This window comes from Hwanghaeella grinnelliae, from assembly GCF_004005845.1.
GTDB lineage: Bacteria > Pseudomonadota > Alphaproteobacteria > UBA8366 > Aestuariispiraceae > Hwanghaeella > Hwanghaeella grinnelliae.
This window is the reverse complement of the sequence record NZ_SADE01000002.1, coordinates 56,189-70,420: the sequence shown is the minus strand read 5'-3', so window position 1 is coordinate 70,420 and position 14,232 is coordinate 56,189. Positions and strand designations below refer to the sequence as shown.

12 protein-coding genes are annotated in these 14,232 nt (G+C 58.6%); 10 read left to right on the top strand and 2 right to left on the bottom strand.

Features of this window, described 5'->3' with window-relative positions; translation table 11 throughout:
- Positions 1–169 precede the first annotated feature (169 nt).
- From EOI86_RS11050 to EOI86_RS11010, 9 genes are all read left to right on the top strand, one after another.
- Positions 170–1,783, top strand: coding sequence for a phytoene desaturase family protein (locus EOI86_RS11050; RefSeq protein ID WP_127765276.1), 1,614 nt, complete (start codon positions 170–172; stop codon positions 1,781–1,783).
- Positions 1,780–3,342: a phytoene desaturase family protein gene (locus EOI86_RS11045; RefSeq protein ID WP_127765275.1), complete on the top strand. Its 1,563-nt coding sequence runs from the start codon at positions 1,780–1,782 to the stop codon at positions 3,340–3,342. Before EOI86_RS11050 ends, EOI86_RS11045 begins: the two co-directional genes overlap by 4 nt.
- A complete protein-coding gene (locus EOI86_RS11040) occupies positions 3,339–4,544 on the top strand; it encodes an aminomethyl transferase family protein (RefSeq protein WP_127765274.1) in 1,206 nt (401 codons plus the stop codon). The genes EOI86_RS11045 and EOI86_RS11040 overlap by 4 nt, the downstream gene beginning before the upstream one ends.
- A 90-nt stretch (positions 4,545–4,634) precedes the next feature.
- A complete protein-coding gene (locus EOI86_RS11035; protein WP_127765273.1) occupies positions 4,635–6,011 on the top strand; it encodes an aminotransferase in 1,377 nt (458 codons plus the stop codon).
- A 92-nt stretch (positions 6,012–6,103) separates the two neighbouring features.
- Positions 6,104–7,213 (top strand): extracellular solute-binding protein, encoded by a 1,110-nt coding sequence (locus tag EOI86_RS11030; RefSeq protein ID WP_127765272.1) that lies wholly within the window; start codon positions 6,104–6,106, stop codon positions 7,211–7,213.
- Between the two features lie 102 nt (positions 7,214–7,315).
- Positions 7,316–8,455 carry an ABC transporter ATP-binding protein gene (locus EOI86_RS11025; protein WP_127765271.1) on the top strand — a complete coding sequence of 380 codons (1,140 nt, stop codon included), beginning with the start codon at positions 7,316–7,318 and terminating at the stop codon, positions 8,453–8,455.
- Positions 8,452–9,423 carry an ABC transporter permease subunit gene (locus tag EOI86_RS11020; protein WP_240035636.1) on the top strand — a complete coding sequence of 324 codons (972 nt, stop codon included), beginning with the start codon at positions 8,452–8,454 and terminating at the stop codon, positions 9,421–9,423. Before EOI86_RS11025 ends, EOI86_RS11020 begins: the two co-directional genes overlap by 4 nt.
- 2 nt (positions 9,424–9,425) lie before the next feature.
- Complete coding sequence (locus EOI86_RS11015) at positions 9,426–10,262, top strand: ABC transporter permease subunit (protein WP_127765270.1); 837 nt, start codon at positions 9,426–9,428, stop codon at positions 10,260–10,262.
- A 57-nt stretch (positions 10,263–10,319) separates the two neighbouring features.
- Positions 10,320–11,105, top strand: a complete 786-nt coding sequence (locus tag EOI86_RS11010) for a methyltransferase domain-containing protein (RefSeq protein WP_127765269.1) — start codon at positions 10,320–10,322, stop codon at positions 11,103–11,105.
- 12 nt (positions 11,106–11,117) lie between these two features.
- Here EOI86_RS11010 and EOI86_RS11005 read toward each other — a convergent pair whose 3' ends face one another.
- Positions 11,118–12,335, bottom strand: coding sequence for an aromatic ring-hydroxylating oxygenase subunit alpha (locus EOI86_RS11005; RefSeq protein WP_127765268.1), 1,218 nt, complete (start codon positions 12,333–12,335; stop codon positions 11,118–11,120).
- A 207-nt stretch (positions 12,336–12,542) separates the two neighbouring features.
- Between EOI86_RS11005 and EOI86_RS11000 the strand changes: the two genes are divergently transcribed.
- Positions 12,543–13,442 (top strand): LysR family transcriptional regulator, encoded by a 900-nt coding sequence (locus tag EOI86_RS11000; RefSeq protein ID WP_161973794.1) that lies wholly within the window; start codon positions 12,543–12,545, stop codon positions 13,440–13,442.
- Here EOI86_RS11000 and EOI86_RS10995 read toward each other — a convergent pair.
- Positions 13,429–14,121 carry a peroxiredoxin-like family protein gene (locus tag EOI86_RS10995; protein WP_161973793.1) on the bottom strand — a complete coding sequence of 231 codons (693 nt, stop codon included), beginning with the start codon at positions 14,119–14,121 and terminating at the stop codon, positions 13,429–13,431. The two genes, EOI86_RS11000 and EOI86_RS10995, sit on opposite strands and share 14 nt — an antisense overlap.
- Between the last annotated feature and the right edge of the window lie 111 nt (positions 14,122–14,232).

Sequence of the window (14,232 nt, the reverse complement as noted above, 5' to 3'; positions counted from 1 at the left end):
AAAAAACGTGGACGCTCCCTGATGCTTCGAATAGCCTTGCCCGTGACGTGAGGTTCAGGTCCTGGGCTCGTTTGGACAGGCGCATGGTTAATGTGGGGAGGTTCCCGGCGAAAAGGACTTGGTCGGTTGAAGTCGGGTTGGTTTCTTTTCTTCGGATTTGGTTGGCGCAATGAAAACGGAACAATACGACGCGATTGTTGTGGGGGCAGGCCATAACGGCCTGGCAACGGGGTGCTATTTGGCCAAAAGCGGCCTGAAAGTACTGATCGTGGAGCGGAACGATTATATCGGCGGCGCGGCGGTCAGCCGGGAGCTTTATTCCGGCTGGACCTATTCGAACTGTTCCTATGTATGCAGCCTTCTAAGGCCGGAAGTGGTTCGGGACCTGGATCTCGCGCGCCACGGCTTGCAGGTCATTCCGTATGAAAGCGGCGCGACCTTCATGTCCAACGGCGATCATTTCGCCTATTATTCAGACCACGACGCCTTGCGCCGTGAAATTGCGCGGCATTCGAAAAAAGATGTCGACGCCTATGATCGGTACTCGAAATTCGTCACCAAACAGTGCCGTTTCATCAAGCCGTTGCTGTTGCGTACGCCCCCTGACCCGGTCCGCTTTCGACCGCGCGACATTCAGGAACTGCTCTATCTCGGCAAACGCTTCCACGATCTCGGCGCGCGTGACATGGCGGATACTCTTCGCTTCTACACGATGTCCGTCGGCGAATTCCTGGACGAATTTTTCGAAAGCGAAGTGATCAAGGCGCATCTGGCCGGTTCCGGCATCATCGGAACGGGGCTTGGCGTCTATTCGCCGGGGACGGCCTATGTTCTGCTGCATCATTACATGGGCGAAGTGGACGGCAGCATCGGGGCCTGGGGGTTCACGCGCGGCGGCATGGGCGGTGTATCCAAGGCCCTTGGAAAAGCGTTTGAGGCTTCCGGCGGGACGATAAAGGCGGGCAGCGCGCTCGACCGATTCCTGATCAAGAACGGCAAGGTGGAAGGCGTTGTCCTCGAAAACGGGGACACCTATACGGCGAACACGGTCGTCTCCAATATGGATGTCCGGCGCACCTTCCTGAACCATGTGGAAGACGGGGAACTGCCGGGCGACTTCGTGAAGGCGGTGAAACGTTTCAAAATCCGCGGCTCGTCCGGCAAGATCAATATCGCGCTGGACGGCGCGCCGACTTTCAACAATATCCCGGGGACGGCGAACTTCCTGCGCGGCGATCTGCATGCGTCCGAATCCCTGGACGAGCTGGAACGCGCCTACGACGCCTGGAAGGAAGGGCGTTGGTCGGAAGATCCCTATTTCGACATGCTGATCCCGACCCATGTCGATCCGACAATGACACCGCCGGGCAAGCATATGATGACCTTGTTCATTCAATACGCGCCCTATGAACTGGCAAACGGCGAATCCTGGGACGGTCCGAACCGGGACGCATTCGCGGATACGGTGATCGACAAGATCGCGCGGTACAGCCCGGATTTCAAAGACCTGATCCTACACAAGGAAGTGCGGACGCCTTGGGATATCGAGCGTGAGGTGGGCCTGACGGAAGGCAATATTTTCCAAGGCGAACTCACCTTCGACCAGTTGCTCTTCAACCGGCCGGTTCCGGGTTATGCGGATTATCGCTCGCCGATCCGTGGGCTGTATCTATGCGGGTCGTCCGCCCATCCCGGCGGCGGGGTCATGGCGGCGCCGGGCGCCAACGCCGCGCGGGAAGTGCTCAGCGATCTCGGTCGTAAAGGTTTCGGGAGGGCGGCATGACCCAATACGACGCAATCGTGATCGGGGCCGGCCATAACGGTTTGGCCGCGGCGGCGACTTTGGCCGGTGCGGGCAAGAAGGTCGTCGTGCTGGAAAAGAATGGCGATCCGGGGGGCATGGCAGCGAACAGCACCGTCGCGCCCGGCTATGAATGTCCGGCAATGGCGCATCTGCTTTCCAATCTGGATGGCGCGGAAATCGCCTCCCTGGGGTTGGAAAGGCACGGCTTCGCCTATGCTGCGACCGATCTTCCGACGATTTCTTTGTCTTCGGACGGGAAGCACATTGTTTCCGACGCGAAGGGCGTCCGCTATGCCGATGGCGGGGCGCTTGCCGGCGAAGCTGAATTTCTGACCCTTCGGGCGCGGTTGATCCGGTTCGCGGACCAATTGGCGGCGTTGAAACGCAAGCCGCCGCCCAGCCTCAGCGGTATCGATTGGCGGGAAGCCGCGTCGCTCGGCAAGCTTGCCCTCGGTCTGCGCCGGATGGGCAAGGAAGACATGCGGGAATTCCTGCGGGTTCTGCTCTCCAATTCCTACGACACGATCTTGGATGAGATCGACGATGGCCCCTTGGCCGGTGCTTTCGCTCTCGATTCCGTGCTGGGCGGTCACGTCGGGCCCAGGTCGCCGGGAACGGTGCTGACGCTGATGTATCGTTTGGCGAATGGCGGTGCGAAACATCAGCCGCGCGGCGGCATGGGTGCGGTGATGCGGGCTTTCGAAAAGTCGGCCAAATCCGCCGGCGCGGAAATTCGCTACGGCGCTGCGGTCGAGCGGATGGTGCTTTCGGGCGACCGGGTGACGGGCGTCGTTCTTGCCGACGGAACCGAGATTTCGGGTGCCAGGGTTCTGTCCAGTCTGGATCCCAAGACGACCATGGTCCTGGCCGGGGTCGGGAACTTCGATGCGGAGATGATCCGCCGTGCGCGACATATCCGGACAAAAGGATGCACGGCGAAGGTCAATCTCGCCTTGTCCGCCGCCCCGGTGTTCACTGGTCTGTCGGACGATCTTCACCGCGGCCGAATTCTCCATGCCCCGTCGCTGGCGGTCATGGAAAAGGCATTCAACCTGGCGAAATACGGCGAATTGCCGACAAGCCCGATTTTGGAGGTGACGATCCCCAGCCTGGCCGACCCGGGCCTGGTGGATGGGGACGGGCACGTGCTTAGCGCCGTCGTTCAATATGTTCCCTATAGCTTGAAGCAGGGCTGGGCGGACGATAGCCGGAATGCCTTGGGCGATGTCGTGGTGGATTGCTTGGATCAATTCGCGCCGGGATTGAAAGCCGCCGTTACTGCGCGGCAGGTTCTGTCGCCGGCGGATATCGAGGCTCAGACCGGCGCACCCGGCGGGCATTGGCATCATGGTGAGATGATCGCCGATCAAATGCTGATGCTGCGGCCTGCCCCAGGGATCGAACGCTATGCCTTGCCGGTGGAGGGGCTCTATCTCTGCGGGGCGTCGACCCATCCAGGCGGCGACGTCACCGGCATTCCGGGCTGCAATGCGGCGAAAGCGGCTCTGCAGGTCAAACTGGGGAGGGCAGCGGCATGACTGGTCATCGGCCGAACTTGAAAGACGGGCTGCCGGTCCGCCGGGGCTTGGTTGAAACACCTTTCGACCGCCATTTGCGTCCCTTCAGCCTTGCCGAAGATTGGATGCCCTGGGCCGGTTTCGTATCCGCCCGCCGGTTTGAGACGGTGGAAGCGGAGTACTTCGCCATCCGAAACCAGGCGACTTTGTTCGACATATCGCCAATGCATAAATACGCGATCACCGGCAGGGACGCCCTGGCTGTGGTGAACCGCCTGGTAACGCGAAATGCCGCGAAACTGGGCGACAACCGGGTCGGCTATACCGTTTGGTGCGATGAGGACGGGTCGGTCATCGATGACGGCACGCTTTTCCGGTTCTCGGAAACCGAATTCCAGCTGTGTTGTCAGGAACCGCAATATTCCTGGCTCCATGACATTGCCTGGGGGTTCGATGTCACAATCGAAGATCAAAGCGATACCATCGCCGGACTGGCCCTGCAGGGCCCGACCAGTTTCGCCGTCCTCAAGGAGGCGGGGTTCGACGGCGTCGAAAACCTAAAGCCCTTCGGCATCATGGACGTGGCGTCGGGGCTGAAGATTTCACGCACCGGCTTTACCGGCGACCTCGGCTACGAATTATGGGTCGAGGCGTCGAAGGCGGACGAACTGTGGGACCGGCTTTGGCCGGCCGGTCAGAACTATGGGCTGCGGCCCATCGGCGGCGAGGCGCTGGACATGGCCCGGATCGAGGCCGGCTTCATCGCCGCCCGGGTCGACTTTCAGCCGATCCACGACGCGCAGCGGCCTAGCCGGGGCAGAACGCCCTTCGAACTGGGATTGGACTGGTTGGTCGATTTCGAGAAAGGCCATTTCAACGGCCGCCGCGCCTTGTTGGAAGCGCAGCGCCGCGGCCCGCGCACCTTGCTGGTGGGGCTGGAAATCGAAGGGCACAAGCCGGCCCGGGACGCCTTTGTCTATCACGGCAAGAAGAAGGAAGCCGGGCATGTCACCTCCGCCCTATGGTCGCCGACCTGCAAGCGGAACCTGGCCCTGGCGGAACTGCGCGCCCCTTACGGCGTGTCGGTGAAGGACGACCTTTGGGTCGAGATCTATCACCCCAAGGAAGGGAAATGGGAAAAAGTCATGGCCCAGGCGAAGATCGCCGAACGTCCCTTCTTCAAAAACAAAAGGCGGTCGGCCACCCCGCCGGGACTTTTCTGACACACGGACACGGGCCAATCGGCAAACGAAATCCCGGAACGATCCGGCAATGATGAGCAAGAGAGACGCGTAATGGTGCAAGGAGGCGAGATGACGGGCCTGAGCAATTCAGCGGCGGTAATCCGCGAATACGACAACAAACACTACATGCATCCGTGGGAGTCGATGGAAGACGGTCGCGCGGACCGGACGATCTCTGCCCGGGCGGAAGGGATTTACATCTACGATCAGGATGGAAAGAAGCTGATCGATGGGCCGGGCGGCATGTGGTGCACGCAAATCGGCTATGGCCGGCAGGAAATCGCCGATGCCATCTCCGAGCAGGTGATGCAGCTTTCCTATCATTCGCCCTGGAACACGGCGAGCGAGCCGTCGGCGCTATTGGCGCGGAAATTGGCCGAACTGGCGCCGGGCGATCTGAACACGGTTTTCTTCACGACGGGCGGGTCGACCGCGGTCGATACGGCGATGCGCTTCGTGCATTTCTACAACAACCGGCTCGGCCGACCTGATAAGAAAATCGTGATTTCGCGGCAAAAAGCGTATCATGGTTCAACCTATCTGGCGGCGTCGGTCACCGGGAAGGAACGCAGCAAAAGCTGGTTCGATATCGATACGGACCAAGCCCATCTGCTGCCCGACGTGAATCCGAACCTGCGCCCCGAGGGCATGGATCTGGAGGCCTGGTGCGACCTGAAAGTCGCGGATCTGGAAAACGCGATCATCGAATTGGGCCCCGACAAGGTCGGCGCCTTTATTGCCGAGCCGATCCTGGCGTCTGGCGGCGTCATCATTCCGCCACCGGGTTACCACAAGAAATGCCTTGAGGTTTGCCACGCCCATGACGTGCTCTATATCTCTGACGAAGTCGTAACCGGGTTCGGCCGCCTGGGACATTGGTTCGCGTCGGAAGATGTCTTCGACATCGTGCCGGACATGATCACCTGCGCGAAGGGGCTGACTTCCGGGTATTTGCCGCTGGGCGCTTGCCTGATTTCGGACCGGATTTTGGCGCCGATCACCGGTGAAGGACAGGAGGGCGTGATGTTCTCCAACGGCTATACCTATTCCGGCCATCCGGTATCCTGCGCCGCAGCACTGAAGAATATCGAGATTATGGAGCGGGAGAATATTCTGCAGCATGTCCGCGATATTTCGCCGTATTTCCTGGAGCGGTTGAATGCCCTGGGCGCATCGCCGATTATAGCCGACACCCGTGGTGTCGGCTTGGTCGGTTGCGTCGAAGGCCGTCTTACGGCCGGGGATGAAAGCCGATTGGCGCTGGATCAGAAGTTCGGCAGCCGGATCGACGAAAAATGCGAGGAACTGGGCCTGATCGTTCGGCCCTTGCTTAATATGTGCGTTTTCTCGCCGCCCTTGATCATCACACGCCAGCAGATCGACGACATGTTCGATATCCTCGGCAGGGCGATCGAAACCCTGGCACGGGAAACGGGGGAAAGTTAACGCGTTGCCGCAGTGCAACGAACCCCTTGTGCAAAAGCTCATTTTGGGCGTCAATAAACCAACATAAAAAAATATACGAACAGGAGATGTGAATGTTAGAGGTCAAAAAACTTCTCAAAAGCGTCTTGCTCGGCGCGGCGGCTGTCGCCGCGCTGGCCGGGACGGCGAATGCGGAAGACGTTCTCCGCGTCACCAACTGGGCCGAGTATATCGGCGAAGAGACGATCGCGAACTTCGAGAAGGAAACCGGGATCAAGGTCATCTACGACAACTACGACTCTGTCGAAGCGATCGATTCCAAACTTCTCGCCGGCGGATCCGGCTACGATGTCGTGTCGCATTCCTCCAGTCAGATCGCGCGCCTGATCCCGGCAGGCATCCTGCAGGAAATCGACAAATCCAAGATTCCGAATCTGTCGCATGCCATGCCGGAAATCATGGATCAAATCGCCGCCAAGTGGGACCCGGACAACAAGCACATCGTTCCCTATATGTGGGGCACGCATGGCGTGACCTATAACAAAGATTTGGTTCTGGAGACCTATCCGGATGCGCCGATCGGGTCGCTGGATATGATTTTCGATCCGAAGCATATGAAGGAAATCGCGAAATGCGGCGTTTCCTTCCTGGACTCGCCGGGCGACGTCATCCCCATGGCGCTGGCCTATCTGGGACTTGAGCCGGATTCGAACAAAGCGGCGGATTACGAGAAGGCGAAAGAATTGCTCCTCGCCATCCGTCCCTACATCAAGACCTTCGACAACTATGCCTATCAGCGCATGCCGCAGAAGGAATTCTGCGTGGCGGTGACCTGGGGGCCGGATGGTCTGCTGGCGATGTCCGGCGCGGCGGAAGCCAATACCGGCGTCGTGCTCGACTTCTTCCTGCCGCCGGGTGAAGGCGCGGCCCAGCTTTGGGTTGACGGTTGGGTCATCCCGGCCGACGCGAAGAATATCGAAGGCGCCCACAAGTTCCTGAACTACATGATGCGGCCTGACGTGGCTGCCGGCGATACCAACTTCACCTGGTATGCATCCGCCAACAAGGACGCGGTCGACATGATCGATCCCGCCGTGACCGGCAACCCAGCCTCCTATCCGCCGCCGGAATCGGTTGCACAGATGTATACGATGACGCCCTTAAAGCCGAAGATCGAACGGACCCGCACCCGTGTCTGGACCGACTTCAAGGCCGGAAACTAGGTAGTCAAAACAGGCCGGCGACGCATACCAGCGTTGCCGGCCGTTTCCTTAGAATTTCGTCATGACGTGGTCATCCATGCATAACCGGATGTGGGAGGGTTCATGAGCGAACAGCAGGCGTATATAGACTCGCCATGGTTGGATCCCGATGCCGAACCCTTCATCAAGGTTCGGGGGATCACCAAGAAATTTGGCGCGTTCACCGCTGTGAACAATGTCGATTTGGATATCTATAGAGGCGAACTGTTCTGCCTGCTCGGCGGGTCCGGTTGCGGCAAGAGCACCTTGCTTAGAATGCTCGCCGGGTTTGAGCAACCGACCTCGGGATCGTTTTCCATCGACGGCGTGGAAATGGCCAATGTTCCGGCCTATGAACGCCCGACCAACATGATGTTTCAAAGCTACGCGCTTTTCCCGCATATGACGGTTGAGAAGAATGTCGGCTACGGCTTGAAACAAAGCGGCGTTCCGAAGTCCGAGATCGAGGACCGTGTGAACGACATCCTTAAGCTCGTTGAACTTCAAGATTTCAAGAAACGAAAACCGCATCAACTCTCCGGCGGGCAGTCCCAACGCGTTGCCCTGGCGCGCGCCTTGGTGAAGGAGCCGAAGGTGTTGCTGCTGGATGAGCCGCTGGGGGCGCTGGACAAGCGCCTGCGTGAGCAGACCCAGTTCGAATTGATGAACATCCAGGAAAAGGTCGGTATTACCTTCATTGTGGTCACCCACGATCAGGAAGAAGCGATGACCCTGTCCACGCGCATCGCGGTCATGGATGCAGGACAATTTTCCCAGATCGGCACGCCGACTGAAATCTACGAATTTCCGGAATCCCGCTTCGTTGCCGATTTCATCGGATCGACGAACATCTTCGAAGGGCGGGTCGCGGAGGAATCGGGAGATCATGTCACGGTCGATACCGAAGCCGGACCGGTCCTGATCGATCATGGTATGTCGGTGCAAAACGGCGCGCGGGTCTTCATCGCATTGCGGCCCGAGAAAATTCAGCTGACCAAAGAGCCGCCGGTAGCCGCCGGCCCCAATCAGGCCAAGGGCGTCGTCGAGGATATCGGCTATCTGGGTGACGTTTCAATCTATCGGGTGCGCTTGGACAACGGGACGCTGGTCGATGTGACCGCGCCGAACCTAGTGCGGCCGAAGAACCGGACCCATAAAATCACGTGGGAGGAGGACGTCTACCTGTCCTGGTCCGCGTCCAGCCCGATCCTGCTGACAAAATGACCGATACGATGCGCGACAGCCCCGTGCCGGAAGTAGACAAAGCGCTGGAGAACCCGCCGCTCGGCGCCAGGATTTCCCGCAAAATACAGTCGAGCTGGAAGAGCGTTGTCGTCTTTCTGCCCTATTCCTGGCTGCTGATCTTCTTTCTGCTGCCGTTCGTGATTGTCGCAAAGATCAGCGTCGCGGAGGCCTTGATCGCAAGTCCGCCCTTCTCCTCGCTCCTCGAATGGACCGATGAGGGGATCCTTACGATACGGGTCGTCATCGACAATTTCCTCTATATTTTCCAGGACGACCTTTACGTCACGACATATCTGAACTCGATCAAGATCTCGAGCATTTCGACATTACTCTGCCTGTTGATCGGCTATCCGATCGCCTATGGGATTGTGCGGTCGCCGCCGACAACCAAGAACATGCTGCTGTTCATGATCATCCTGCCGTTCTGGACGTCGTTCCTGTTGCGCGTCTACGCCTGGATGGGACTGCTTGCCGATCAGGGGACGATTAACAATCTATTGATCGACCTGGGCGTGATCGAAACGCCGATCCGCATGCTCTATAGCGAATTCGCCGTCTATGTGGGCATCGTCTATACCTACCTGCCCTTCATGATACTGCCGCTTTACGCAAATATGGAAAAGCTGGACAACACCCTGAACGAAGCCGCGGCGGATTTGGGCGCAAAACCCACATCGATTTTCTTCACGGTGACCCTGCCGCTGACAATGCCGGGCATCGTGGCCGGCGGATTGCTGGTCTTCATTCCGGCGACCGGCGAATTTGTTATTCCTGATTTGTTGGGCGGCGGGAATGTCTTGATGATCGGGCGTCTGCTGTACAATGAGTTCCACGCCAACCATGACTGGCCCGTCGCGGCTGCCGTCGCGATCGCATTGCTGGTTCTGTTGGTGGCCCCGATGATGCTGTATCAGCACTATCAGGCCAAGGAAGCGGAGGCGCGCTGACCATGTCGAAAGGACGCTCCCCATTCCTGACCTGGATGCTCGTTTTGGGCATGGCCTTCCTCTATGTCCCGATGATCTTGCTGGTCATCTATTCATTCAACAAATCCAAGCTGGTGCCTGTTTGGGGCGGTTGGTCGGTGCGTTGGTATGTCGAACTGTTCCAAAGCCCCGAAGTGTGGTCGGCGGTCATGCTCAGTTTGAAGATCGGCGTTGTGAACGCGACCTTCGCAACGATCCTCGGGTCACTCGCCGGCCTGGCCATGGTGCGGTTCGGGCGGTTCAAGGGTCGAACCTTGATGAGTGGCATGCTGGCAGCACCCCTGGTGATGCCCGAAGTCATCACCGGTCTGTCGCTGTTGATGCTGTTCATCACCATGCAGGACTTGATCGGCTGGCCGGCGGAACGCGGCTTCACGACCATCACGATCGCCCATATCACCTTCTCATTGGCCTATGTCGCTGTGATCATTCAGTCGCGGCTGGTCGGCATGGGCGAAACACTGGAAGAGGCGGCCCAGGATCTTGGCGCCAAGCCATTCCGGGTTTTGACCGATATTACCTTGCCCCGATTGGCGCCGGGGATGATGGCGGGTTGGCTGCTGTCCTTCACCCTGTCGCTGGACGATCTTGTGATCGCGAGTTTCGTGACCGGGCCCGGATCTAATACGCTGCCGATCCTGATCTATTCCCGAATCCGGCTCGGTTTGCGGCCGGACATCAATGCCCTGGCGACGATCATCATTCTTGTCGTCGCTGTCGGCGTGGCGATTGCCGGGATCATCATGATGCGGCAGCAACGCCAGCGCGACCTTGAACTGTCGCGTGTGTCCGACGGCTAACGCATGCCCAGATTTCTTTGCCGGGAAAGCGCGGTGGCAATGAAAGGGAAAATGTAAATGCAATCGAAGGAACTTCACTACGATAGCGACGCTGTCGCATTCCTTGAGGAGCTTTGGGGCGAGGGGTTTCTATCCCCTGGGGGGCCGGCGGAAGTCGCCCGTTTGTTGGAAGGTGTTGACCTGGCCGGCAAGACGGTCGTCGATATCGGTTGCGGCACAGGCGGTATTACCGTCTCGCTTGTCCGAGATTACGACGCGGGCAAGGTCATCGGGTTGGATGTCGAAGCGCCGGTTTGTGAGGTATCACGCAAGCGGGTCGAAGAGGCCGGCTTGGCCGACCGTATTGAAATACGACAGGTGGAACCGGGGCCGATACCGTTGGCGGATGGTTCCGTCGATATTGTTTTCAGCAAGGATTCGATCGTCCATATCCCGGACAAGGAAACGCTCACCAAGGATGCGTTCCGCGTCTTGAAGCCGGGTGGCATGTTCGTCGCCTCGGACTGGCTGATTTCCCATGACGGCGAACCGTCGCCGGAAATGGCGCACTATATCGCCGAAGAAGATCTTGGTTTCGGCATGGCGTCCCCGAACCGCTATCGAAACGCCTTGGAAGCTGCGGGTTTCATCGATATTTCAATGAAGAACAGAAACCCCTGGTATCGGGAGATTGCCAAGGAAGAACTCGCACGGCTTGAACGCATCGACCGGGCGAAATTTGAAACTGTCATTACGCCCAGCGACTTGGTGTCCCAGATCGCCACCTGGCGCGCAATGGTGGTCGTCCTGGATAGCGGCGAGCATTGCCCGCATCACTTCCGGGCAACAAAACCACTATCCTGACAACTTGAAACGCTATTCGGCTGCCACCGCGCGTTCTTCGGCCATTTTGGCATTGGTGTCCGCGACGGTGCCGGCGGCTGGGGCTTCCGGCAGGGACATGACCGGAAGCAGGTCGCGCAGCTTGTCGTGATAGGCGCGGACGCCGTATTCCCTGTCCGACAAGATGATCCCGTCGAAGGCACTGGATTCCATGGCCTCGCAGGTCCATTCGATCAACTGTGTGTCTTCTTCCGTGGTCAGTTTGTCGATCCGTTCGGCCAAATAGCGGGACAAGCGCATCTCGCGACTTTCTTCCGCATAGCGATAAGTCGCGCCGCGCTGCAGCGTCCGCCCCGATGCAAGTGGATATTCCTGATAAAAGGCCGCGCTCTCCGGATAAAAGGAAATCACCGTGTTGGGGAATATACCGATATAGAGCCAGGCGCGTTTATTCGGGCCGGACAGGTTCGGGAAATCCGGCAGGATCTTCTTGTAGTGACGGACACTCCATAGATGGCCGGGGCTTTCGGTCAACTCGCCGAAGGACCGGTTCGTGCCATTGATGATCGGCTCGTCGTAGTAATTTTTGCCGTACAGGTCGTGCAGGCCCGGATGGGCCATCGGTACATGGTAGCCTTCGTTGTCCACGTCGCGGACGGCCTTCCAATTCACCTTCATTTCCTGCCGCCAATAGCCGCCATAGACAGGCACCATGTCCTGTGCCCCATAGGGCGCGACCTCTTTTTCATGCCGGGACAGCAATTCGGATATCTTCGGTTGGTCGCCGGGCAGGAAACGCAGGAAGACGAAACCCATCCAGATATCCAGCTCAATCGGCTTCAATCCGTGTTCGTGTTTGTCCAATTTCGGCAGGCTTTCCGGTGCGGTGGGTGACCGCAATGTGCCGTCCAAATTGTAGCCCCATCCATGGAACGGGCAGATCATAACCTTCTTGCAGACGCCCCGCTTCTTATCCAACACGCGGGAACCCCGGTGGCGGCATAGATTATGGAAGGCGCGGATTTCACCGTCCTCGCCCCGCATCACGATGGCGCGTTCGCCGACAATGTCGAAAGTAATGTAGGAGCCGCGTTCGGGCAGGTTTGAGACGTGACAGGCCAATTGCCAGTGCCGCCGGAACAGAGTGTCTTTTTCCAGTTCCGCCAGTTCGTCATTCAGATATGTCCACGGCGCCAATCCGCTTCGGTCCCAATCTTCCGGCACGCCTCGCCGTTCATCGATATCGCTCATGACTGCCCTATAGGTTAATTTGAGTGGTTAGTTAAATTAATACAGTCGTCGTTGATTGTCACCCCGGAAAGCGGTGTGGATAGCTGTTTTTAGCTTTGGATACCGAACCCTCGATTGCATCGGTGTGTCGGTATGTATGAATTGTCGTTGTGCGCGAGCTGTTCCGTCTGGCAGATTTCACAAACCTGTGATCCCAAGGGGGCAAGGGTGGAACTCTATCAAATCCGGTACTTCCTGGCGGTGAGCCGGACACTTAATTTCACGCGCGCGGCGGAAGACTGTAATGTCTCCCAGCCAGCGTTGACGCGTGCGATTCAAAAACTGGAACAAGAGCTGGGCGCGCCGCTTTTTCGAAGGGAGGGCCGCCGCACCCATCTGACCGATTTGGGCCGCGCCATGTTGCCGCCCCTTCAACAAAGCTTAGAAGCCGCTGAGCAGGCAAAGGAACAAGCCGAAAATTATGGCCGTGGCGATGTCGCACCGTTGCGGATCGGCCTGTCGGAGTCGGTACCTCTGGAATTGCTCCTTCCTCTGATCCGCGAACTGACAAAGGCCTATCCGGGCATGCAACTGGAACTGTCGCGCGGCACCGGTTCCTCGGTTATGGCACAGTTGGAGGAAGGGGAAGTCGAACTCGCCCTTGCCGCCATGGACGGGTCGATCTGGTCACGGATCGATGCCTGGCCGCTATTCAGTGAAGATATGCGGCTTTGTCTCGCCGTAAACGGGCCCTTGGCCCTGCAAAGCAGTGTGACCGCTAGCGATCTTTCGGACGCCGTGTTTGTGACGCGCAGGCATTGCGAGAGCAGCGAGGCTATCGTAGACGCGCTGCGTAGGATGAATGTAGCCATGTCCGAAGGGTATTCGGCCGACCGGGAATCGGACTTTGAAACCCTCGTGTCATCAGGGGCCGGCGTTGGATTCGCGCCGCAAAGTATCGTGAAGAATGCCGGCGCGACGGTCGTGGCGCTGCCGGTAGAGGGGTTGGACATTCAGCGCACGGTGTCGCTTTTTGCCGTGGCGGGCCGCCGATATTCGCCTGCGGCAGCCGGGCTCGTCAGATTGGCGCGGTCCGCCGATTGGTCTGTTTCGGTCACGCCCCCATAGACTCGTTCAGCATCCGCAAAGCGTCCAGAATGGACGCGACCGGGAAGCGACGGCGGAAATCGATATCGGCACCGCCGCCGACGATCCGCCCATCCTGCGCGACGATATAGGTCGCAGGGATCGGTACGAACCCGGCATCGTTCCCTTGCCTTTCTTCCAAATCTATTCCAGCCGCGGTCATCTGTTCCCGCAATTCGGGGCCAAGGGAAATCATCAGTCCGCTGGTTAGTGCGTAGCCATTGTCGATATCGGTCAGGATCTGAAACGGCAGATTGAATGCCTCTTGTATCGACTTGGTGCGTGCGGCGCGATCGGGCATGACCGAAACGATTGACGCATTCTGCGCCCGAATTTCCGAATAGGCTTCGCCGAGGGCGGAGAGTTCCAACAGGCAGTAGGAGCACCAAGTGCCGCGGTTAAAGCTGACGACCAGGGGGCCGTCGCGAAGCAATGCGCCGGATGAGACGAGTTCACCATCGGCGTTGGGCAGTGCGAATGGCGGCAAAAAGTCCCCGCGTTTCGGCGCAGTATCCGCCGCCTCACCGGCGTCCAGCCTTGCAATGAATGCATCGTAAAGCGCTGCCGTTTTCGAGCCCGCCGCACGCTGTCGGCTCTCATAGGCGCGTAACTTTTCCTCCAAAGGGGCATCCAGCCCCAGCAAGTCCTCCAAACCGCTCATCCCGCCCGCGTTTCTCCCTGAAATAGGTACCATTCTGACATGGGTCTGACCCTCAAACAGGGACACTAGCAGAAAGAACGATGCAAAGGGGGCATGGAAATCATTCCCGTT